Annotated in this window: 25 protein-coding genes and 1 pseudogene; 15 read left to right on the top strand and 11 right to left on the bottom strand. The window is 40.6% G+C overall.

Annotation, left to right across the window (positions count from 1 at the left end; all coding sequences use genetic code 11):
- Positions 1–38: 38 nt before the first annotated feature.
- Positions 39–1,022, bottom strand: a complete 984-nt coding sequence (gene pdxA, locus EXE30_RS11895) for a 4-hydroxythreonine-4-phosphate dehydrogenase PdxA (protein ID WP_130162567.1) — start codon at positions 1,020–1,022, stop codon at positions 39–41.
- Positions 1,023–1,108: 86 nt separating this feature from the next.
- Positions 1,109–1,744, bottom strand: a complete 636-nt coding sequence (locus tag EXE30_RS11890) for a hypothetical protein (protein ID WP_130162566.1) — start codon at positions 1,742–1,744, stop codon at positions 1,109–1,111.
- A gap of 265 nt (positions 1,745–2,009) precedes the next feature.
- Here EXE30_RS11890 and rplM point away from each other — a divergent pair, with 265 nt between their 5' ends.
- The 12 genes from rplM to EXE30_RS11830 all read left to right on the top strand — a co-directional run bounded on the left by rplM (position 2,010) and on the right by EXE30_RS11830 (position 10,851).
- Positions 2,010–2,438, top strand: coding sequence for a 50S ribosomal protein L13 (gene rplM / locus EXE30_RS11885; protein ID WP_005056027.1), 429 nt, complete (start codon positions 2,010–2,012; stop codon positions 2,436–2,438).
- Between the two features lie 12 nt (positions 2,439–2,450).
- Complete coding sequence (gene rpsI / locus EXE30_RS11880) at positions 2,451–2,837, top strand: 30S ribosomal protein S9 (RefSeq protein ID WP_004669628.1); 387 nt, start codon at positions 2,451–2,453, stop codon at positions 2,835–2,837.
- 133 nt (positions 2,838–2,970) lie between these two features.
- Entirely contained in the window at positions 2,971–3,627 is a 657-nt protein-coding gene (locus tag EXE30_RS11875) for a glutathione S-transferase N-terminal domain-containing protein (protein WP_130162565.1), read from the top strand.
- Positions 3,628–3,641: 14 nt separating this feature from the next.
- Complete coding sequence (locus tag EXE30_RS11870; RefSeq protein ID WP_130162564.1) at positions 3,642–4,067, top strand: ClpXP protease specificity-enhancing factor; 426 nt, start codon at positions 3,642–3,644, stop codon at positions 4,065–4,067.
- Positions 4,068–4,082: 15 nt separating this feature from the next.
- On the top strand, positions 4,083–4,742 hold the full coding sequence (locus EXE30_RS11865; RefSeq protein ID WP_130162563.1) for a hypothetical protein: 660 nt from the start codon (positions 4,083–4,085) through the stop codon (positions 4,740–4,742).
- Between the two features lie 372 nt (positions 4,743–5,114).
- Complete coding sequence (locus EXE30_RS11860; protein WP_005083406.1) at positions 5,115–5,474, top strand: roadblock/LC7 domain-containing protein; 360 nt, start codon at positions 5,115–5,117, stop codon at positions 5,472–5,474.
- A gap of 151 nt (positions 5,475–5,625) precedes the next feature.
- Entirely contained in the window at positions 5,626–6,594 is a 969-nt protein-coding gene (locus EXE30_RS11855) for a hypothetical protein (RefSeq protein ID WP_130162562.1), read from the top strand.
- 8 nt (positions 6,595–6,602) lie between these two features.
- On the top strand, positions 6,603–7,145 hold the full coding sequence (locus EXE30_RS11850) for a GTP-binding protein (protein ID WP_130162561.1): 543 nt from the start codon (positions 6,603–6,605) through the stop codon (positions 7,143–7,145).
- A gap of 22 nt (positions 7,146–7,167) precedes the next feature.
- Positions 7,168–7,587 (top strand): roadblock/LC7 domain-containing protein, encoded by a 420-nt coding sequence (locus tag EXE30_RS11845; RefSeq protein WP_130162560.1) that lies wholly within the window; start codon positions 7,168–7,170, stop codon positions 7,585–7,587.
- A 380-nt stretch (positions 7,588–7,967) separates the two neighbouring features.
- On the top strand, positions 7,968–9,314 hold the full coding sequence (locus EXE30_RS11840; RefSeq protein ID WP_130162559.1) for a sphingomyelin phosphodiesterase: 1,347 nt from the start codon (positions 7,968–7,970) through the stop codon (positions 9,312–9,314).
- Between the two features lie 15 nt (positions 9,315–9,329).
- The gene (locus EXE30_RS11835) at positions 9,330–10,259 is read left to right on the top strand and encodes a lipase secretion chaperone (RefSeq protein WP_130162558.1); all 930 of its coding nucleotides are present in this window, start codon (positions 9,330–9,332) and stop codon (positions 10,257–10,259) included.
- Positions 10,260–10,383: 124 nt separating this feature from the next.
- Positions 10,384–10,851 (top strand): hypothetical protein, encoded by a 468-nt coding sequence (locus EXE30_RS11830; protein WP_130162557.1) that lies wholly within the window; start codon positions 10,384–10,386, stop codon positions 10,849–10,851.
- A gap of 32 nt (positions 10,852–10,883) precedes the next feature.
- On the opposite strand, the gene EXE30_RS11825 is transcribed toward EXE30_RS11830, so the two are convergent.
- The 6 genes from EXE30_RS11825 to EXE30_RS11800 all read right to left on the bottom strand — a co-directional run bounded on the left by EXE30_RS11825 (position 10,884) and on the right by EXE30_RS11800 (position 19,298).
- On the bottom strand, positions 10,884–12,830 hold the full coding sequence (locus EXE30_RS11825) for an acetyl/propionyl/methylcrotonyl-CoA carboxylase subunit alpha (protein WP_130162556.1): 1,947 nt from the start codon (positions 12,828–12,830) through the stop codon (positions 10,884–10,886).
- 67 nt (positions 12,831–12,897) lie between these two features.
- A complete protein-coding gene (locus EXE30_RS11820; protein ID WP_130162555.1) occupies positions 12,898–13,725 on the bottom strand; it encodes an enoyl-CoA hydratase/isomerase family protein in 828 nt (275 codons plus the stop codon).
- A 10-nt stretch (positions 13,726–13,735) separates the two neighbouring features.
- Positions 13,736–14,896 (bottom strand): acyl-CoA dehydrogenase family protein, encoded by a 1,161-nt coding sequence (locus EXE30_RS11815; protein WP_005195202.1) that lies wholly within the window; start codon positions 14,894–14,896, stop codon positions 13,736–13,738.
- Positions 14,897–14,976: 80 nt separating this feature from the next.
- On the bottom strand, positions 14,977–16,590 hold the full coding sequence (locus tag EXE30_RS11810; RefSeq protein ID WP_130162668.1) for an acyl-CoA carboxylase subunit beta: 1,614 nt from the start codon (positions 16,588–16,590) through the stop codon (positions 14,977–14,979).
- 3 nt (positions 16,591–16,593) lie between these two features.
- Positions 16,594–17,472, bottom strand: a complete 879-nt coding sequence (locus EXE30_RS11805; RefSeq protein ID WP_130162554.1) for an SDR family oxidoreductase — start codon at positions 17,470–17,472, stop codon at positions 16,594–16,596.
- Between the two features lie 20 nt (positions 17,473–17,492).
- Positions 17,493–19,298, bottom strand: coding sequence for an acyclic terpene utilization AtuA family protein (locus EXE30_RS11800; RefSeq protein ID WP_130162553.1), 1,806 nt, complete (start codon positions 19,296–19,298; stop codon positions 17,493–17,495).
- A gap of 192 nt (positions 19,299–19,490) precedes the next feature.
- Between EXE30_RS11800 and EXE30_RS11795 the strand changes: the two genes are divergently transcribed.
- From EXE30_RS11795 to EXE30_RS11785, 3 genes and pseudogenes are all read left to right on the top strand, one after another.
- A complete protein-coding gene (locus EXE30_RS11795) occupies positions 19,491–20,090 on the top strand; it encodes a TetR/AcrR family transcriptional regulator (protein ID WP_130162552.1) in 600 nt (199 codons plus the stop codon).
- 62 nt (positions 20,091–20,152) lie between these two features.
- Positions 20,153–20,599, top strand: a complete 447-nt coding sequence (locus tag EXE30_RS11790) for a ribonuclease E inhibitor RraB (protein ID WP_228256122.1) — start codon at positions 20,153–20,155, stop codon at positions 20,597–20,599.
- 76 nt (positions 20,600–20,675) lie between these two features.
- Positions 20,676–21,076, top strand: a pseudogene (locus tag EXE30_RS11785) (hypothetical protein).
- 17 nt (positions 21,077–21,093) lie between these two features.
- On the opposite strand, the gene EXE30_RS11780 reads toward EXE30_RS11785, so the two are convergent.
- The 3 genes from EXE30_RS11780 to EXE30_RS11770 form a co-directional block, all read right to left on the bottom strand.
- Positions 21,094–22,257 (bottom strand): acyl-CoA dehydrogenase family protein, encoded by a 1,164-nt coding sequence (locus EXE30_RS11780; protein WP_130162551.1) that lies wholly within the window; start codon positions 22,255–22,257, stop codon positions 21,094–21,096.
- A gap of 167 nt (positions 22,258–22,424) precedes the next feature.
- Positions 22,425–22,988 (bottom strand): DUF4256 domain-containing protein, encoded by a 564-nt coding sequence (locus EXE30_RS11775; protein WP_130162550.1) that lies wholly within the window; start codon positions 22,986–22,988, stop codon positions 22,425–22,427.
- 65 nt (positions 22,989–23,053) lie between these two features.
- Positions 23,054–23,449, bottom strand: a complete 396-nt coding sequence (locus EXE30_RS11770; protein WP_130162549.1) for a putative signal transducing protein — start codon at positions 23,447–23,449, stop codon at positions 23,054–23,056.
- Between the last annotated feature and the right edge of the window lie 84 nt (positions 23,450–23,533).

The following is a 23,533-nucleotide window of genomic DNA, read 5'->3' as shown; positions in this document are numbered from 1 at the left end:
TTGATTCTCCCCTCGTTGATAAAGAGGGTAAGAAGTGACTAAAACTTCGCAAGGGAGCTTCGAGCTAAATCAAGGGCTAAATCGACTGCTACATGCAAACTCGATGATTTTGCTTGCCCAGTGCCTGCAAGAGAAAGAGCTGTACCATGATCGACTGAGGTTCGAATAAATGGTAAGCCTAAAGTAATATTTACCGCTTCACCAAAGCCCTGTGATTTTAACACAGGTAAACCTTGATCGTGATACATTGCCAAAACAGCATCTGCATCTTTAAGATTTTCAGGGGTGAATAAAGTATCAGCGGGCAAACTCAAACTCATATCAATGCCTTGTACACGATAGCTTTCCAGCACAGGATCGATGACTTCAATCTCCTCTCGTCCCAAATAACCATCCTCACCGGCATGAGGATTTAATCCACACACTAAAATTCGCGGTGCTGCAATTTTAAATTTTGTTTTTAAATCATGAATCAGAATATCAATCACTTGATGCAAGCGTTCTTTGGTAATTGCATCTGGAACATCTCGTAAAGGTAAATGCGTGGTGGCTAAGGCAACGCGTAATGTTTTGGTCGCAAGCATCATAACGACGCGATCAACACCTGCAAACTCTTGGTAATATTCAGTATGACCACTAAAAGCAATACCAGCATCATTAATAATAGACTTCTGCACGGGTGCTGTCGCAACACCCACACTCACGCCTGCCATTGCGTAATCTGCGGAACGGCGTAATTGCTCTAAAACATAGGCTGCATGTGCTGGATTTAATTGCCCCAATTCAACTGGCTCAGTCAAAGGCACATGCTCAACAAAGAGCTGCCCTTTTTCACTCGATTGGCGTTGTCCTTGATATGAGATTAATTCAACAGAGATTTTTAACTGATCAGCGCGCTGCTGCAACATTTCTATATCCGCAAGGACCACAATTGGACGCTCATCTACTCGCTCAGCCAAAGCTAAACAAATATCAGGTCCAATGCCTGCAGGTTCACCCGAAGTGACATATAAAGGGAGCATAGTTACCGCCAATCATTCTTGATTTCTACTTAGTGTAACCAAAATCTAAAATCAGCTATAGCATTTCCTTTTATAGTTCGGTCACATTATTGGCTTGGCGCGTTTTTAGGCAAATTTTGCGGCACTAAATTCGAAGGTGAAAAATGCGGGCTTCGTGTCCAAGGATTGATTTTTGAAGGTATTTTTTTCTCTGTTTGCACAACTACAGTTAAATCTGACCTTTTCTCACCCTCAATCACAGCACTACTTGGCTTCTCAATCAGTGGATTGGTGGTAATTTCTTTCTTTTCAACCGTCTGTACTTGCTGGACAGGCGGAGCTTCTTTTTTCTCTACTGGCGGCGTAACACCTATAACAGACGTTGAAGGAGAATAAGCTGTCGTCGGCATACCTTGCTTCACTATGGTCTGGGTTGTTGGTTGAGATTGAGTTGATGATGCGACCACACCTGTAGAGGGTGATTGAAGGTGTGTCTGATCTACTGGGATCTCGATTGCTTTCATTTCAGCAGTAACTGCCATCGCAGGGTCAACATAGCCATTGCCGCGACTTTCCAACACTTCTAGCTTACGACTGGTTCCCTCTCTAGGCTGAAATTCTGAATAATTGGTGACACTGCCTTGATCTACCCATTTATAAAGCCGTCGTGCATTTGTCTGTGCTGAACAAACGCCGATTAATATTGTGACTACAATCATTTTTGTAGAAAACGACAACTCCATCAAATCCACCCAAAGAAGAGGTTAATACTTCTATTTATTTCAATTAATTAATATAAAATCATAGGGCAAAGCCACATTTGTCACAAGGCAAATAATAGCGCTTAAAATTAAAGTCCTGTTGTTGACCAAATCAGTCACATTGCAGCAAATTCTAGTATCTGGAGTGAATTATTGTTGTGCGTGTTTATAAATTCATGTAAAATTCCGTCTCCTTTTGTTTGGACAGATTTCACCGTCCAAACCAACTATAATAGGTAGTGGTTTAATGAAAACTCTCAGCGCTAAGCCAGCTGAAGTTCAACATGACTGGTATGTTGTTGATGCTTCTGGCAAAACTTTAGGTCGCCTTGCGACTGAAATCGCTCGTCGTTTACGCGGTAAGCATAAAACGTCTTATACTCCTCACGTTGACACTGGTGATTACATCGTTGTTATCAATGCTGAGCAAGTTCAAGTGACTGGTAAAAAAGCACTTGATAAAAAATATTATCGCCATACTGGTTTCCCTGGTGGTATCCGTGAGACTAACTTCGAGAAGTTAATTGCTCACAAACCTGAAGCAGTTTTAGAAAAAGCTGTTAAAGGTATGTTACCAAAAGGTCCTCTTGGTTATGCAATGATCAAAAAAATGAAAGTGTACGCTGGTACTGAGCATCCTCATACTGCTCAACAGCCACAAGTTTTGGACATCTAAGGGATACAGCACATGGCTACTAATTATGGTACAGGTCGCCGTAAGACCGCAACTGCACGTGTTTTCTTGTCAGCTGGTACAGGCAAACTCGTAATTAACAATCGTACTCTAGAGCAATATTTCGGTCGTGAAACTGCTCGTATGGTTGTGCGTCAGCCTTTAGAGCTTTTAGAAGTAACTGAAAAATTTGACCTTTATATTACCGTTAAAGGCGGTGGTATGGGTGGTCAAGCTGGCGCAATCCGTCACGGTATTACTCGTGCATTGATTGCTGCTGATGAAGATCTAAAACCTGCTCTTCGTCAAGCTGGTTTCGTTACTCGTGATGCTCGTGAAGTTGAACGTAAGAAACTTGGTTTACGTAAAGCACGTAAACGTCCTCAGTTCTCTAAACGTTAATCGTTTTTCGAATTGGACAAAAAACCTCGGATTTCTCCGAGGTTTTTTTATTTATAGCCATGATGATATTTCATGGGTGCTTTTTCTACAGTTTTTTAGTATGCTGAACCGTTTATATCTCTAGCTTTGTAATATGTCGTCGGTTGAGAATACCCCAGTTCAGGGCATTACCCTTTATAGTCATGCAGATGATTTCCGTTCACACTGGATTCGCTTGTTATTAGCAGAAAAGCAGATTAAATATCATCTCATCATAACCGACCATGAAGATGAAGATTTAGCAGATCTAAATCCATATAATCAACTCCCGATGCTGATCGAGCAAAATCTAAAGTTATTTTCACCAAATGTCATTGCTGAATATTTAGATGATCGCTATCGTCAAAATAAACTATATGCTGACGCCCCCATGACGAGAGCTGAGCAACGCCAATATATCTGGCGTTTCGAACAGGACTGGTTCAAACTTGCCGATCAGATGTTGAGGCATAGTGATACGCTCGATCCAGACCAAAAGAAAAAAGCACAAAAAGAGCTCAGAGATACTCTTATTTCCTTAACTCCCTTGTTCCAGCATTTCCCCTTTTTTATGTCTGAAACCTTTTCCATCTTAGATTGTATGCTCGCGCCGATTTTTCTTAGATTAAAAAGTATGGGGATTGAACTACCTGCACAGCACTGCCGACCTATTTTCTTGTATTGTCATCGTATCTTTAGCCGTCCATCGTTCACTAAATCAATGACAGCCCAAGAAAAAAACAGCTACAATGAATTGATTTCTACGATTTAATAAGTTTTTCAATTATGTCTGAGCAAATAACTTTAACACCGACACGCCCATATCTTGCTCGTGCCATTTATGAATGGATTTGCGATAATCAACTGACACCTTATTTACTGGTGGATGCAACACAACCCCATACCGACGTTCCGCTACAATTTGTGAAAGATGGGCAAATTGTTTTAAATCTTGCACCCCATGCGATTCACCAGCTCAACATCAGCAATGAAATGATTCGTTTTTCCGCTCGATTTGGCGGCGTAGCAAAAGAGATTTATGTGCCCATTCAAGCCGTATTGGGTATCTATGCAAAAGAAAATGGACAAGGTTTATTTTTCGATCCTTCTGAATATACCGATATTGAAGTCACCACAACAGCTCAAACAGATGAACCAAAGCAAAAAACTGAACCAAGTAAAAAGAAACCTTCTCTTAGAATTCTAGATTAAACGAGGATATCCCTGATGGCATTTGACTTAGTTCAATATTTTTCTGAACAAATTAAAATTCAAAAACCACAACTTTTTAATCAATATTCTCAAAAAGAAAAGCAACTTTATATTGATGAGATCAATGCGCTTGCGCTTGGCCGATTGATTAGCCTTTGGAAACAAAATCATCAAAAGTTGTATCAAGAGGTTCAAAACTCTGATCCACTTTATATCCAAGAAATTACACGACACCTGACCACCTCAGCGCACAACCAATCAACGCTCAGCGCATCTGAATTAGAAACGAGTCTGACTGAGGTGTTATCGTTACAATTCGCCGAATTAAAACAATTAGACCAAACAGGTAGTTTTGGTTTAGCAGGTTTAACAGAGTTACTGTTGGGTCAAATTGAGCACTTATCTGGACAAGCAGAAGACTGGGTGTGGTCAACCAATCAGTTAACTGAGCTATTAGGCTCCAAACCAGTTGAACAAGAAGAAATCTCTCTTGAAGCAACCATGCAAGAGTTTAATCAACTGGTTCATCAAGCACAACCAAATGCCCATGATGATACAGTTTTGGAAGCTACCCCTCCGCTCACACCGACGTGGTCCTATATCGCTGCTCCGTTGGTGGCATTGGTTATTTTGATTATTTTATATTGTGCATATAGTCAATTAGTTTCTTTCTAAATAACTACACACTGATAGAGAAAGCTTAATCCCTTTCTCTATCATATATTTTAGTTTGTTTAATTATTAATTTAATAATTCTAATTAAAACACTTTTACATTTATTTACAATACAAAAACCTAATAAACACCTCTCTCAACTGTGAATAAAATCACATTTACCACAAATTATAATCCTTAATTAATATTATATTCTGTTTACTTGACAAAAATTGTCAATTCCTAACATTTATATTATTTAAATTAGGCTAAAGCATGATTGATTTAATAAATTAGTCTCCTATAATGAAATTAACTACTTTTGAAAACCAATTAAAACAAAAGTAGTGCATATAAACTTATAAACAAGAATGTATCAGTAGAGATAATATCATGGCTAAAATTTCATTAGAAAGCTTATCAAACATTGATGGTTTCGTTGCAGCAGCATTAGTAGACACAGAAAGTGGCTTGGCGCTCGCAACACAAGGTGGGGGCGCAATTGATTTAGAGCTTGCAGCTGCAGGTAATACCGAAGTTGTACGAGCAAAACGCCGTGTTGCTAACTCATTGAAACTGAATGATGATATCGAAGATATCCTCATTACACTTGGCAAGGCTTATCACTTAATCCGTCCATTGGAAAGCAATGGAAATCTGTTCCTTTATGTTGTTCTAGACCGCACTAAATCTAACCTTGCAATGGCTCGTCATGAACTCAAAACTTTTGAGAAAGAGCTAGACTTTGCTTAACGAGCAACCGCAAAACATTTAATATATTAGACTTCCTATATTTATTTTAATTTATATTAAATTAAGAAAAATATAAGAGGTCTAATATTAGTCTTTATATAAAAGACTTTTTTTGCGCAGTCCAATATTTTACCAATATTAAAGTGATACTATGAATGGGCATTGCATTAATATCGCAATTTCAGGTATAAGTTTAAAAGTTTCAGACGAATTAAAAATAGAACTTAGAAAAACCATACCTCATGAATTTGGCATTAATTGGATTAATATTGCCGATCCAAATATAGACTTATTATTAATAAATGAAAATTTTTTTGATACTGAAGGTATCCAACGTATTTTAGAACAAAAACAACTCCCTTGTTTAAAAGTTTCAAAAGGACAAGGTTCCAGTCACCTAGAGGAACACAACACACTTTTCTTACCATTCCAACATTCCGATGCTTTAAAGAATTGGATTCATCTTCGTCTTATAAGTTATTTATCTGATCAAAGATTGCAGCAACCCAAGGTCGAGGTTGTTTCAACACACAATGCAATCAACCAGAAGTTTTTAACAGAGATGTTAAACCCAGAAAATGCTCGCCTGCATCTTTTTGATGATCATGGCACTTTAGCAATTATTGATACACGCAGCCAAATTGCTTGGCTAGAACCCACACGTACCCACACCCAGACCAATCATAGTTTTAATTATGAATTTGCCACAACATCTGATTTCACCAAAGTTTCGCGAAAAGTTGAATATAACTTACAAGATTGGTTGTGGAATCTTTTTTGGCACTCTGAAGCGTTTCAATGCCTTGCCCCTAGTGAAACTGAATATTACAAAATAGATTATTGGCCGCAACCTACTCAACATACTAATCGTAAAACTATCCTTCAACTTTCAGCCTGTTTTATCCAAGGTGCTCAACTTGGTCAGGTCGCTACACAATTAAAACTACCGATTCAAACAGTTCAACAATTTATCTCAGCTTGCATCATTTCGAGCAATGGTGACATCGTCTCAGCTTCAGAAAGTCATTACTTAAAAACAGAGACTGCTGAACAAACGACAGAACAACACGGTTTTTTAAACAAATTTTTCGGAAAAATTAGACGCCGTTTTGGGCTTTAAGGAATAATATGATACTTCAACAATATAAAATTGTTTTCGCAGGAAGTATGGGTTCAGGGAAAACTGAAGCGATCAAATCTCTTTCAGAAATTCCCGTACTTGCCACGGAAGCATTCAATACAGATACCCAAGCGCATAATAAAGTAGAAACGACGGTTGGGATTGATTACGGCGAGATCACACTTGATGATGGCGTAAAAATCGGTTTGTATGGCACGCCTGGGCAAACTCGTTTCGACTTTATTTGGCCAGTGATTTGCCAAGGTGCATTGGGTGTGGTGCTACTGGTCGACCACAATAGTAAAGTTCCACTTGAAGAGCTCGAAGGCTATTTAGATAGATTTAAAGACTACACACAAAACATTTCCATAGGCATTACCCATGTGGATGAAAATAAAGGACAACCTACTTCAATCTATCGGGATTGGTTAATTCAAAATAACTATCAGTACCCATTATTTTTTATAGACGCCCGCAAACAAGAACATATATTACTGATGATTGAATCACTGATTGCCACATTAGAAGTTAATTTAAAAGCCACCAATTAATCACTTTATAAAGAGAAGAATTATGTTCAGTATTCCTAGCCAACAACGTACCGCGCCAAAAGAACTTATTCAATTCGCTAAAGCGCAGGCCAACGATATTTTGATCAATATTCGAGGCATTGACTATATTATGCTTTGCTCTACTGATGGTTTTGAACTTGCTTCAATTTATAAAAAGAACCCATATAACAGTAGTAAACTGGCAGCGGTAAGCAGTTCGATATTGGCGATGGTGAGTGCTTTTCTCAATGAAATTCAACTCACAGGATGTCAAAGCATTACCTTAGATGCAGAAAATGGCAAAGCAATCATTACTTCAATTCCTGCACCTCACCATCCTATGGTCATGGTGACGCTAAGCAATAAAGATGTGCTTTTAGGACAACTTCTTTATAGCCTCAAACAAGCCAGTGCAGCCATCAGTACTGCTGATCAAGCTTAATAGCCCTTTCGTTTCCTACATACACTCAATCTGTCAGGGCAATCATCCTGTCAGATTCCCCCTCCTCACAACAACATTCATTCTTTTCAAAGCACATTCTTCCCCCTAAATATTATTCACCCTTTTTCGAATATGCTCGCCTTCCTAAACACAAATGACTATTTCATTCTAGAAGTTACCACCCTCTTAAAAATTTAACTTTTCTCATAAAAACATCAGATAAACGGTTAAAAATTACATGATTTAGCAATATTTTTTCATTATGATAATTTGCGAACAAATAACAATCATAATTTTTTCGAAAATGAAAACTAACATCATTGTTAGATTGAATACTTTGTTCATCAATCACAATGCACGATCATCATGGAGAGTAAAAAATGGGGATAAACAACATAAAATTTGGCGTAGGAACCGCACTGTTGGTCAGTACATTTGCCATGCAAGATACACTGGCAGATTCTTACGTTTTTGTTACCAATACCACCCCTCAAACTGTATCAATACAAGTCAACCATACTGGTAGTCAAACATTAGAACAAGGAAACCAGTGGGCACAAGAAGCAACTCAAATTGCGCCTTATGAAACCAAGCGTGTGCTGCGCATGAATCGTTATTCAGGATTAAAATCTGGACAGACTTATAATTTTGATACGATTGTTTCTAGTGGAAGCTCACAAGTGACATTCAAACAATCGATGACGGGGACTTGGTCTGGAAGTACCATCAAGCACGGCATCCAAACGGCATCTACTACATCACCTTGGTATACTGATCGAAATGTTCATCGCATCAATACTACTTATTCAGGCTTATCGGCACAGGCTGCGGTTAAAGCAGTATATACAGGCGGTTATGATGATTTTCATTACACCATCCATCAAAATACTGTCCAAGAACCGATCTCAAGCAGTGCAGATGAATTAAAAGTACTGTCATACAATATTTACGCTCTGCCCATGGTTGCAAGTAAAATTAGTGAGCGTTTAGCAGAACTTCCGAATCATTTAAATGGTTATGATGTGATTTTAATGCAAGAAGCATTTGCATCCTCTCGTACAGGGATGTTGAATCAACTGGCACAACAATATCCATATCAAACACATATCCCAGTCGGTTCAGGTTATAACTTATTTGATAGTGGTCTCGTGATCGTTAGTCGTTATCCTATTGTGAAAACAGCACAACAGATTTATCCAGATTGTACAGGGACGGATTGTTTTGCGGATAAAGGCGTGTTGTATGCCGAAATTATCAAAAACGGTAAAGCCTATCATGTGACCTCAACGCATACCGCTTCGTTTGATACCACCGAAGCACGTGCGTTACGCCAAGTTCAGTTCCAGCAAATCCGTCAGTTAATCAACCAACAAAATATCCCAAGTTTTGATGCTGTGTTGATGGGCGGAGACTTTAATGTCAACAAGCTGTTATGGCCGCAAGATTATCAAGACATGCTTACCAATCTGAACGCGACTGCGCCCGTCAGCACGGGTTATACCGAATCTACATTTGATCCTCGTATCAACAAATTGGCTGGTGCCGCAGGTTCAGGTGGCACGACGGTTGAATATTTGGATTATGTGGTTTCTTCAAATACACATCGCCAACCGATTCAATCGCGTAATGATGTTCGTATTGTACGTTCTACCGCAGACCCACTATTTATGACATGGGATCTTTCTGACCATTTCCCTGTGATGGGACATTTTAACTACAATCCATAAAACGGAATACTGTGGATGAATAAAAGACTATTACTGACAATCGTTATTGTTTTACTGGTCTTGGTCGGAATTGTAGTCTGGAAGAGCAACGCCTCTTCCGCTGCAATCCAACAAAGCCAAACCATGCCATTCTCTGATGATTCAACAATGCATTCGACAGATAGGACTATGCAGAATAAAACCACAGATGAGCTTTTTCAAGAATCCTTATTGAGACAATTACAAGTGCTTCAGAAGCAACCTGGAAATATCACTCAATTTTTGAATGACTTTAAAGCGAATTGTCATGTACAAGACTGTAATGCGGCTTTAGCAAAAGCATTGGCAGATTATCCTGACCGAGAATTTGCGCATTTGGTTGAAAATTTATTAAAACGTATGCCGCAATATGAACAGCACATGCAAAGTACAGTGCTTTCAACCTCTTTATCTCCGCAAGAACGTTTCAATGCTTTATGGAAATTAAGAGAACAAACGCTGGGGAAGGCTGAAGCGATGCTTGGTTTTGGGCAAGAGCGTAATTATGCGGATTACAAATTTTCTTATGCAGAGATTAAGCAAAATAGAAATCTGAATGCAGAACAACGTTTAAAAGCTTTCGAGGAATTGCAACGTCGATATCCAGATGCAACTCAACAACAAAGCAAAATTGGACTGTATGAACAATCCATTGAATTACTCAATCAAAACCACAACAATCCTGCCGAGACTGAACGTTTAAAACAGATCTTGCAGCAACGTTATCTCACGGAACAGGAACGACAAGACATTCAACGTCGGGATCAACGTGAAATACAACAACAGCAACAAGTGAATCAATACCAGCAAGCATTACAACAATTACAACAAGACATGCAACCGTTGAAAAATCAGCTCTCCGAGGCCGAATGGCAGCAACAGTATCAACAGCGCCTAGAAACATTAAGATCAAGCATGTTCCCATAAAATAAGTACCATCCCATTGATCGGGATGGTCACTATTTCACCGCTGGGGTTTTTTACTTATACTGATCCACAGACAGACATCCACCTTGCACAATCACGCTTAATTTTTATGGAAATCAAAGGAATGACTTATCCAAATTATCAACAAGATCTCAATATTGCACTTGAATCGGAAATATTGGGTGAATTGATTTTTCTCAATGCAGCCAAGTACTCGCGTTCAGTTGACCAACAACACAAATGGCAGATATTGGCGCAACTGGAAACCCAAACACTGCAAAAACTCCAACTGTTTTTAAAAGAACAAGGGAGAACTGCCTCGATTCGACCTCATGTCAAACTACAGGCCAAAGCATCGGGTATTGCAATGGCAAAGCTCCCTTGGAAACTCGCGATGCGCTTACTCAAACAAGGGACAAAACCATTTATGGCGACCTTTGAACGAATGAATCAACATGCAGATGTCGATACCCAAGATTTTCTAAAATATTTACTGGCGCATGAACAAGCTTTAGCAGAATTTGCGACACAGGAATTAAAAGGAAATACTACAAGCTCATTAGCACCTGTATTCGCCTTATTAAAAAGCTAGGTCGACTGGCCTAGCTTTTTATTCAATATGGATTAGGCAATCGAAACATTTAACAGTAATTGCCGTTTTTTAACTTGTTGTCCGACTTGGCCAATTAACTCATCAACAACCCCATCAACATCAGACTTGATTTGTTGCTGAATCTTCATTGCTTCCAACACCAATAAGGTCTGCCCTTTGCTCACCGTATCACCGACATTGACCAAAAGATTAACGATTGCACCATCCATAGGTGCACGAATTTTGCCATCACCAATAACCTCTGCGGCTTCAGGCGCTGCATAGGTGCTATTTTCAATCACAATGTTGCCATTGCCTGCATCTAAATACAGTTGATTCTGATCCAAAACATAATTCAGCTTACGGCGTATACCATTGGCTTGATAGACAATTGTCCCGTCAACAATATCGATCAAATCAACCGTAGCATGTTGGTCGCATAGTTGAACCGTGACTTGATGATGATTTGACTGAACATGCAACATTAGTTGCTGGTCAGCATATTTCAATCTTAATGGGAACGGAACTGAAACGCCGGTTTGCCACGCTTGATTGGACTGATTTTGTTGAGTAAATAATGCGGCAGCAACAGCCAAAGTCTCAAGCTCTAACACTTGCTGATGCAGACTCACATCATCCTGAAAATGCTGCTGGATAAATGCGGTATTGGTATCCCCAGCGACAATAATCGGATGACGTAACAAATTAGACAGGAATTGTTTATTACTATTCACGCCCAAAAGCACGCAATCATCGACCGCTCTTGCCAGTAGGCGAATTGCATCCTGACGTGTTTTGCCATAGGCAATCACTTTAGCCACCATCGGGTCATAGAATGGGCTAATTTCACCTTGCTCCAACATGCCATGATCAATACGGACATTCGGCAACTCTGCAGGTTGCCAACGTAACACTTTGCCTGTTTGCGGTAAAAAATCCTGACGCGGATCTTCAGCATACAACCGTACTTCGATCGCATGACCATTTAAGGTCAGTTCATGTTGCTGTAATGGTAAAGTTTCACCATTGGCGACTCGTAATTGCCATTCAACCAAATCAAGCCCTGTAATCATTTCTGTCACGGGGTGTTCAACTTGCAAACGCGTGTTCATTTCCAAGAAATAAAACTCGCCTGATTGATCAAGTAGAAATTCTACCGTACCCGCACCGATGTAATCACAAGCTTTGGCCGCAGCAACCGCAGCCTCACCCATTTTTTGGCGTAATTCAGGGGTCATGACTGGACACGGTGCTTCTTCAACCACCTTCTGATGACGGCGTTGAATCGAACAATCACGTTCGAACAAATACACATAATGACCATGCGTATCCCCAAACACTTGTATCTCAACATGGCGAGGCGCGATGACCGCTTTTTCAATAATCAGCTCACCTGAACCAAAAGCATTTTCAGCTTCAGAACGTGCAGTTTTCAAAGCTTCCAATACGTCAACAGCTTGGTGTACCAAACGCATACCGCGCCCACCACCACCAGCCGATGCTTTCACCATTAAAGGGAAACCGATTTTTTCTGCCTGTTCAGCAAGGTATTCAATATCCTGTTGGTCACCTTCATAACCCGGTACACACGGCACACCAGCCTCAATCATGGCAATTTTGGATAATCTCTTGCTACCCATCAAATGAATTGCTGCGGCATTCGGACCAATAAAGGTAATACCATGATCACTGCAGGCTTGTGCAAAGTCAGTATTTTCTGACAAAAAACCATATCCTGGATGGACCGCATCAGCACCTGTCTTTTGGCACGCTTCAATAATATTGGCAATCGACAGATAAGATTCTGAAACTTTAGATGCACCGATATACACAGCTTCGTCTGCAACCTGAACATGTCGGGCATTGGCGTCAGCATCGGAATATACAGCAACGGTTTGATAGCCCATTGCTTTGGCCGTTTCCATCACCCGCACTGCAATTTCGCCACGGTTGGCCACTAATACTTTTGAAAATTTCATTTTATGTTCCTCAAAGCATAGCTTTTCGCTTGCACAGTGGCAAAGCGATGCTTTGCTATTTCACTGTTCACGTCCAATTTGGCAAACGTTTTTGAATAAATGCCATCGTGCCCTCTTGGCCCTCTGCACCACCAACCGCTTGTGCAAACTGCTGTGCAGCATCATCCAAAAGTACAGTTAAAGGTTCATTTAAAGTGCGATGTAATAAGGCTTTAGTTGCGCGAGAGGCCAATGGTGCAGCACGCTTAATCAGTTGGATCGTTTCAGCAAGCTGTTGTTCTAGCTCGGCATCATCTTGAGCGACTTGATGCACCACCCCGTACGTTAATGCGGCCTCACCGTTAAAACGTAAACCCAATAATGCCAAACGACGTGCTTGAGTCAAACCAATACGTTTCACCACAAAAGGTGCAATTTGCGCAGGCAATATGCCTAGCCCTGTTTCGGGCAAACCAAATTGGGCATCATTACGGCTAATCGCAATATCAGAGACACAAGCCAAACCAAAACCACCGCCCAATATTGCACCCTCAAGCACGACCACCACAGTTTGCGGTGCTTGATCCACATATTCAATCATGGCTCCAAAGCGGCGATTAAAATCAACATAAGGCTGCAAGCTACCTGCATTGGCAGCTTCTGCACGAAGTGCTGCCATATCCTTAATGTCACCTCCTGCACAGAAGTGACCGCCTTTACCGCGCAGAATCACGGCGCGAACCGAAGCATCATCAGAGATATGCGCAAAGACCTGTTGAATGGCATTGACCATATTTAAACTCATGGCATTACGACTCTCAGGACGATTCAGCCAAAGCGTTAAAATACTGCCTTCTTGTTCAAGTTGAATGCTGTCATCGACATCTAAACGCGCAAGAGAAGCTGAAAGTGTCATCATTCTTCTCCTAGTTCTTCTGTTTCTTCGGCAAGATATCCATGAGTTTACAAATGATCCCCAGCATAATCTCATCCGCACCACCACCAATCGAGCCTAAACGCCCATCACGGAACAATTGCGATGCTGGGTTATCCCACATGAAACCATTCCCTCCCCAATATTGCAGGCAGCTATCTGCGACTTCACGGCTTAAACGCCCTGCTTTGAGTTTTGCCATTGATGCCAACATGGTGACATTTTCCCCTGCAATATGTTGTTCACAGGCTTGATTCGTCAGTGCTCGCAATGCTTCAACTTCAGTCATCAGCTCTGCAAAACGAAAATGCACATATTGATTATTAATCAATGGCTGACCAAACGTCGTCCGCTCTTTCGCATAATCAATGGTTTGCTGAATCACTTTTTCCATACCACCGACCGCATTGGCACAGGCCCACATACGCTCTTCTTGGAACTGCATCATTTGCATCATAAAGCCCATGCCTTCCGCACCAACGAGATTACGCTGCGGTACGCGCACATTGTCAAAATAAACTTGGGCGGTTGTGGTCGAACGCATTCCCAACTTATTGAGTGGCTCTGAAAAACTGATCCCTGCGGTCTTGGCAGGTACAATGATCATCGATTTATTGACATGTGGTTTGTCATCAGATGTGTTGGCAAGTAGACAAAAGAAATCCGCTTGGAGCGAGTTAGTAATCCACATTTTGCTGCCATTGATCACATAGTCATCACCATCTTTTTTGGCTGTGGTTTTAATCGCAGCGACATCAGAACCTGCATGTACTTCTGAAACAGCAATCGCGGCGACATATTCACCCAGAATGGCTGGATTGAGAAACTCATCTCGAAGTTCTTTACTACCAAAGCGAGCAAGCGCAGGCGTTGCCATATCGGTTTGCACACCAATCGCAAGTGGCACACCGCCACATGCAGCACGACCTAATTCTTCTGCAACTACAAGGTTATAAGAATAATCTAAGCCCAAACCGCCATTTTCTTCAGGTTTACAGATGCCTAATAAACCCAAATTCCCCATTTTTTTAAATACATCATGAATTGGAAAACGGCCTGCTTCCTCCCACTCTGGAATAAATGGATTCAATTCATTTTCTACAAACTGGCGTGTAGTGCGACGTAAGGCATCATGCTCTGCGGTAAATTTCATTGTTTTTTTCCTTAAATTATTTATGCCCCTTCTCCTAAACCCTCTCTCTGAGGGAGAAGGCGAGGATAAGGGATTGAAAATTAAAATCTCGACACACCAAATCGGGTTGGATTCAACTCACGTTGCTGTGCTTCATATATGGTTTGCAATAAAAAGATCAGGACCTTACGCGTATCTCTTGGATCGATAATGCCATCATCATGCAGCATTGCAGTGTTGAATAAGGCAGTCGACTGCTGCTCAAGTTTCATGGCAGTACTTTGCTCAAGAAAATCTAACATTTGTGGATTTGGTTCCATGCCAGAAGCTTTTTGCTTACCCTCAGCAACGATACGCAACACCTTGCCAGCCTGTGCTGATCCCATGACCGCGACATGTGAGTTTGGCCACGCAAAAATAAAGCTCGGTGAAAGACTGCGTCCGCACATTGCATAGTTACCTGCACCATAAGAACCAGCAACAATGATCGAAATTTTAGGCACAGTGGCATTGGCAACGGCCTGAATCAACTTGGAACCATGCTTAATGATGCCGTTCTGTTCCGCATCTGTTCCAACCATAAAACCTGTAGTGTTATGCAAAAATAAAAGCGGACGTTGGGTCTGCTCACAGAGATGAATAAACTGTGCCGCTTTGACTGCACCTTGTGGTGTAATCGGACCATTATTGGTAATAATACCAATATGCACCCCACCCATTTTTGCCCAGCCACATACCGTTAAAGCATCGTATTCTTGTTTAAACTCCAGAAAGTCAGAATCATCAATAATGCGAGCCACAATTTCTTTCATATCGAAAGGTTGTTTTGGATCTTGTGGGATGATGCCTAATAGCTCTTCTGCTGAATAACGAGGTTCTTTGTATTCTTGATTGAGACGTGTGGTTTGTTCTTTCCAGTTCAAATGCTCAAAAATTTCTCGTGCCAAACGAATACCATCGGCATCATTTTCAGCAAGATATTCCGCTACCCCTGAAACTTGGGTATGCATTTCTGCACCACCCAGTTCTTCAGCTGTTGCCACTTCACCTGTTGCAGCCAGCAACAGAGGTGGACCTGCCAACAACATTTCAGTTTGTTTGCGCACCGCGATCACATAGTCAGATAGACCTGGTTGATATGCCCCGCCTGCGGTTGCATTGCCATGTACGACTGCGACTTGCGGAATGCCTGTTGCAGATAATCGAGCTTGATTGGCAAAAGTCATTCCGCCATAGGTAAATACTTCTGCGGCATAATTTAAGTTTGCCCCACCACTTTCAGTCAAAGTCACCATCGGTAACTTTTGTTCAATCGCGATTTTTTGCAAACGTAAGGTTTTCTGAACACCCATTGGCGACATGGTGCCGCCTTTGATGGCACTATTACTGGCAGACACTAAAGCGCGTACACCACTCACAAAGCCGATCCCAGCAATGATGCCACCACCAGCTTCAGAACCATCTTTATCATCATGCATGTTGTAGCCGACTAAGCCACACAGCTCGATAAATGGTGAATCAGCATCAAGCAATAAACGTACACGTTCATGCGGCAAGATTTTGCCTTTCTTGTCAAACTTCGGTTTTGCAGCATACGATTTATCAATGCTTTTTTGCTGTACAGCACGAACTTCTGCAAGCTGACTTAATAACGCTTCACGGTTTTGCTCGTATTGCTCACTACCTACAGCGATTTCAGATTGAAGAATAGTCATCATTTATTCTCCATCTGTATTTTTAAAAATATCTGGAATAAATGCACGGTGGAAACCATTAAATGCTTCATTGTTGGTGGCATCCGCCAATGGGTACATGCGCGTACCTTGTGATGCTGCACCGTCAATACGTAAAGTCACCCCTGAAACAAAAGCCGCTGCATCAGAAAGTAAATAACAAATCGCTGAAGAAATTTCTGATTCCGTCCCCATACGTTTTAACGGAACATTACCTGCCAAACTTGGAATAATGACTTTGGCAAAGTCACCGCTGTAGTTATCCATACCAGAGGAAATAATCCAACCTGGTGCAACTGCATTAACACGTACGCCTGATTTACCCCATTCCACCGAAGCCGTTTTGGTTAGATTATCTACCCCTGAACGTGCCGCCCCTGAATGCCCCATACCCGGCATACCGCCCCACATATCTGCGGTCATGTTGACGATACTGCCACCATGCTTTGCCATCCATTGATTATAAGCTTCACGCATTAAGTAGAATGTAGAGTGCAGATTGTTACGGACCACAGCATCAAAGCCATTGGCAGAAATATTTTCGAGTGCAGAAGGAAACTGACCACCAGCGTTATTCACTAGACCACTCAGCTTGCCAAATTTTTCAATCACTTCGGCTATCATGCTTTTGACTTGTTCTTCATCACGGTTATCGCAAACGATGAAATGGACTTTGCCACCGTCCTCTATGATTTCTTGGCTAACTTTTTCCAGCTTTTCAATTTTGCGCCCTGTGATCACGACTTGCGCACCCAAAGATGCCAGCTCATGTGCCGTACAGCGCCCAATACCAGAACCACCACCTGTAACGATAATCACTTTATCGGCAAATGCATCGGTTCTAAAAATTGATTGATAACTCATTTTGCTCTACATCCTTTACTTTATTTTTCTAACAACTTTGCTGGGATTTTCACTAGCATATCCAATAATTGCTGCGCAAATGCCTTACCTTGTGGATCAATACGTAAACTGGCAATTCCACCTCCACCTAGCGCATTTTCCAACATAAAATTCAATGCATTCATCGCAGGTAACTCATAACGAATCACCTTGGATTTTTCAGGATCTAAAACATGCTGCATATATTCGGCAACACTGCCCTCAGTCAATGCAGCCCGAATCCAAGGTAAATATTCCGCTTTACGTGCAATCACACCAATATTGCTATGGTTACCTTTATCACCACTACGTGCATGAGCAACATCAATTAAAGGCACCTCAATCTCATCGCCTTGATAGGTTGCGACCTCACCAACTGAATGAGAAACAAAATCTTGTGTTACTGAACCTGTTGGAATCTGTACAGGATGACGCTGGCCTGCAAAATCCACCTCAACCTTGATTTGATCTTTATCAATCAGGAAAGAGAATAATTTGACCACTGCCGATGCTTTAGGACGCCCGCCTACAATGCCTGCCAAAGCAGGTGCCATACCGGTCGATGCTTGAGCAATCTCAGATGCAAAGAACATACAAGCTTCTTTAAACATATGCTTAACTGCAATCTTCACCACGACTTCACGACTATCTTTGACTTTGGCGTGTGCGCCATAAGTACTTTCAATCCCTAGAATTTCGACAGATTTTTCACTAAATGGCGGTACTGAACGCAATGCGAGGACACGTTCACATTTATTGATGATCGCATCCGCAATCACTTGCGCTTTTTCAGGTGCTTCGCGTCCAGCAATAAGGAAACTAACCAAGACACGATAACCATCCGCATAGGTCGCACTGACTTTATATTGTGGTGTAGGCGCTCGTCCTGTCGCGCCAGTCACTTTTACGCGATGCTCGCCGACTTGCTCTAAATGAGCTTGGCTAAAATCTGTGGTCACATCAGGTAAATAGTAAGCTTGAGGATCGCCAATCTCATAAACAATCTGTTCGGCAACCGTAGCGGTCGACACTAAACCACCTGTGCCTTGTGGTTTAGTCACAATGAATGAAGCATCGGCACTGACTTCAACAATTGGAAAGCCCATGTTGTCAAAGCCATCAACCAAACGCCAATCGGTAAAATTACCGCCTGTACATTGCGCACCGCATTCAATTACATGTCCAGCTAAACAACCTTGTGCAAGCTTGTCATAATCATCCAACGCCCATTTGTACTCATGTAGCAAAGGAGCCAGAACAACAGCCGAATCCACCACACGCCCCGTAATCACGATATCCGCGCCTAAGTCCAAAGCATCACGAATCGCAACTGCACCTAGATAAGCATTACTACTAGCGACATGGGCTGGCAAAGGCTCGCCATTAAACATTTCTTGCACATTTTGTTTTAATAATTCAGCATGTTTTGGCAACACATCATCACCAAGTACCACCGCAACTTTTAGATCTAAGCCTTTCTCATCAATAATTTTTTGTAAGGCATCACGACATGCCAATGGATTGACGCCACCTGCATTGCTAATGACTTTAATTTTTTTCTCAGCAATTTTATTGATTAAAGGAGACATCACCCGACTAACAAAATCCAACGCATAACCATGACTTGGATCATTCATCATCGCTTTTGCCATAATCGACATGGTGATTTCAGACAGATAATCAAAGACTAAATAGTTAATATCACTAAGGTGCACCAATTGGAAAGCAGCGGTATTGGTATCTCCCCAAAAGCCTGAAGCACAGCCAATTTTTACTACTTTCTGGTCATCCTGTTTGACGCTTGTCATGAGCTTTCTCATTGTTATTTCAGAAACACCTTAACATTACCAAGCAAGTGCTTGGTTTGTAAAGTGCATAATGATATGCTGTATTGGCAAAAATAGACTTTTAGAAGCAAATGCTTGTTATAAAAAGATAAGACAATTCATGAAATGAATTTTGTTACAATACACTTAGATTTAACGGGATAACGAACTGGCATGATCGCAACCTCAATTGAGCAAATACCCAAAATTGTTTGTTTTGACGACAGCCCTCGTGGACGTTTGCTGCTTGGTGCCGCTTATTTGTTTTATAAACAAGGTTATGACAAAACTACCGTCCGCCAACTCGGTGAATTTATTGGTATTCAATCGGGCAGCCTATTCCATCACTTCAAAAGCAAAGACGAGATTTTAGCGACAGTGATGGAGCAAACCATCATTTATAACTTTGCTCGTCTAAAAGAAGCGGCTGAACGCTCAAATGATCCAGAACAACAATTACGTGATTTAATCAAAGCTGAGTTGATTTCAATTACAGGTGATACAGGTGCTGCAATGGCAGTATTGGTACATGAATGGTTCGCTTTATCTAAAGAAAAACAAGATTATCTTTTGAAAATGCGGAATGAGTATGAGCAAGTTTGGCTCGATGTCATCGAAAAATTATGCACTCAAGGCAAGGTCAAACATGATGCTTTTATCTGGCGTCGTTTGGTCGGCGGTTCGATTTCTTGGACAGTGACGTGGTACAGACCAGAAGGCAAAGTAAAGATTGATGAGTTGACGGAAATGGTCTGGGAAATGGCTTTGAAATAAACACTTTTCAAATTCTCATTATAGATACTCTTCACACTAATTTAATTAAGGTATCGAAAAATATGATAAGTTTTCATTATCTAAAAAATATTGTTTTAGCAATAATATTCTCGATTTCAGCAACTACCCATGGTCAAGTAAATAATATGATTACCAAGGACTCTCTCATTGAAATGTTTAATAATATTAGTATAAATACTGACTGGGATATGTCAAAACCTATGTTATGGGGCTATTTTTTTACAGACTCAAATAAAGAAAAACTAGAAAAAATAGCACCTCTATTAGAAGCTGAAGGATATAGAGTCATAGACATTTATTTGAGTGATAAAGACACTCCAAATGATATTGATTTATGGTGGTTACATATCGAAAAAATTGAGATTCATACACCTGACACTCTTTTAAAGAGTAATGCATTCTTTTATAAGTTTGCGGAAAATAATAATATTGACTCGTATGATGGTATGGATGTGGGACCAATATCTAACATACAACCTAATCATTAGAAAGCTTAATATACAAGTACACTCGAAATTATACCAATGTCCTTTAAAATTTTATTCTATTACTTGAGTACAGCTTATGAAACAGCTCCTCATATTGAGCACAATCGCAATAATTGGTTGTACAAATGATACGGTTACAACAAAATTCATAGATCTACAACATGCTCAAACAGAACATGCTTTTGAACGTGGTTGGTTACTCCAATTTTACCGCCAAGCACAAAAAATATTATTGAAATAAATAACCTTGATTTAAATATTGGTCATGGCTCCTTTACCTTCTCTCCAACCGACTTAGACTATTTTAGCGATCAAGGTGCAATTCCAATTAAAATAAGTAGTGTAAACTGAGGCACAAAAAAGGAAATGCAGGATAAAGGATTTCAATTTTTCTTATACGCTAAAGACTCATCACTTTGGTATATCGCAGTTCATCCAGAAGGGAAAGGAGACTATTGGATCGAATCAATAAAATAGTCTCCCGCATATAAAGATCAGTAACCCAACTGCTTACTAATCAAATCCTTCATAATTTCTTCCGCACCACCACCAATCATATTCACCTTCACTTCTCGATAAATACGCTCAGACTTGGTTCCACGCATAAAGCCCATGCCACCTAATGTCTGGACAGCAGCATCAGCACAGAACTGCATGGTGCGAGTTGCTACATTCTTTAACATCGAAATTTGAGCGACTAGCTCAGCACCTTGTAACTGAGGCTGCGTCATTTTCCAAGCTGTTTCTTCAAGTAAGGCGCGCGTGGTAGTCAGTTGAGTTGCCATGTCGACCAACTTATGACGAACCACTTGATGATCGATCAAACGCTTACCAAATGTTTTACGCTGTTGCGCCCAATCCAGAGCCTCTTCATAACAAACCTGTGCATAACCATAAGCAACCACGCCCAAGAAAAAACGCTCCATATTAAAGTTATTCATAATCACTTTAAAACCAGAGTTTTCCTTACCCAGCAAGTTCGATGCAGGCACACGCACTTGATCAAAATGTAAATGTGCCGTATCCGATGCCCACCACCCCATTTTCTTTAATGGTGTTTTGGTAATACCCTCGCTATGCGCATCAATCAATAGCATTGAAATGCCTTCTGCCCCAGTTTTAGATAGGTCCGTTCTCACAGCAACCGTATAGTAATCCGCACGAATACCAGAGGTGATAAAAGTCTTCTCACCAGTAACAATATAATCATCGCCGTCACGAATCGCTTTGGTCTGGAGTGCCGCTACATCAGAACCACCACCAGGCTCAGTGACTGCTAAAGCAGAAATCTTTTCTCCTGAGATAATGTCAGGCAACACTTTGGCTTTTAATTCTTCACTACCAAAATGCTGAATTGGAGGAGCACCAATGGTATGCACCATCAACGAAATATGTACACCTCCCGATCCTGCTTTCGCCATCTCGACACCAGCCAATAAAGAATAAAATGGATCAGCATCAGGAATACCACCATATTCCTCACCAAAGCCTAGACCGAGCAAGCCAATCTCTGCTGCTTTTTTATAAAGCTCTCTTGGAAAGGTTTCTGCCTCATCCCATTCATTTACAAAGGGTGCCATTTCTTTTTGTACAAATCGACGGACATTATCAGCAAATGCTTGATGTTGTTCATTATAGTACATCGGATTAAGTTGCATACTGTGCTTCCTAGCAATTATTGATCATCGTTTTCGAATATTTATATGAGCACTAAGGTATCAAAATCACCAAAACCAAGCAAGCGCTTGGCACAATTAAAAGATAAAAAATAGCCCTAACCTAAAACTTTAAGTTTCTTTATAGGAGGTATTTCACACTAAGAATTTTAGATTTTTAATAGACCACGAAATCCGCGAGTTGCATAATAAGATTGCGCTCCGTTATGGTAGGTAAATACTCGGCCATAGCGGCTATCACAAAAAATAGCACCACCCAATGCACGAATATCATCTGGTGTTTTCACCCAACTAGAGGTTTTTAAATCAAAATTTTCAATCGATTGTAGTTGTTTATATTGCTCTTCTGTCAATAATTCAATCCCTATTATTTCAGCAATATCGATCGCATTACTTTCAGGCTTGTGCTCTTTTCGAGACTCTAAAGCTTTGCGGTCATAACATAAGCTTCTACGCCCCTTCGGAGTTTCTACTGCAAAATCACAAAATACAATTTCTTTTGATTTAGTGTCCAAGATGACTACGTCAGGCTCTCCACCGGTCTCTTCCATTTGATTGAGTGACCATAACTTTTCTGGTTGTTGCTTTAATCTATTTTCTACTTCTACCCAATCGACTCCTTGATGGCGATGCATGTTTTGTTCAAAACGTTTTTTTAAGATTATCAATAAAGCAACTGTGTGCTCAGCATCTAATTGTTTTTTCTTGGTCATTTTCATTCTCTAAATGATTTATTAATGTTAGATAAATTTGCTATTAAATTATAATCGAAGATGACTTAACTCCAAAAATACTGGCAATGCTTACATTTATTTCCGTGTTTATAAAAAAATAATGGAAAACCAATCAACAAGAAAACGATATAAGCTGGTTTCTTCCCTTTTATATAAGCTTCGATATTTTTACTACCACAGTTTGGACAACATTCTTCATTTACACCAAATCTTTGCTCTAGCTCAGCACTAAAATCTTGCGCAAGAATCACTTTTGCTTCATCTGCATAAACTTCAGGTACCAATAAACGAACGCCACCTAAGGCATTTGAGTAAAGCCAATTCATATTAATCATGTGCTCATTTTCAATTTGAGCAGGAATCTCAGCCGCCTCTAACTGCGTTTTTGCAATTTGCGCTTCATAAGGAAAAGAAAATGTTTGTACCACTATCCAAACCATATTGAAAACATCTTAAATAAATAAAAGTATATAACAAAAAAACCTCCCAACATGAGTTGGGAGGTTTTCGTATTTAAAAGCTGG

The sequence above is a fragment of the Acinetobacter halotolerans genome (assembly GCF_004208515.1).
GTDB classification, from domain to species: domain Bacteria; phylum Pseudomonadota; class Gammaproteobacteria; order Pseudomonadales; family Moraxellaceae; genus Acinetobacter; species Acinetobacter halotolerans.
The sequence above is the reverse complement of the archived record's forward strand: the minus strand, read 5'-3'. Positions and strand labels throughout refer to the sequence as shown.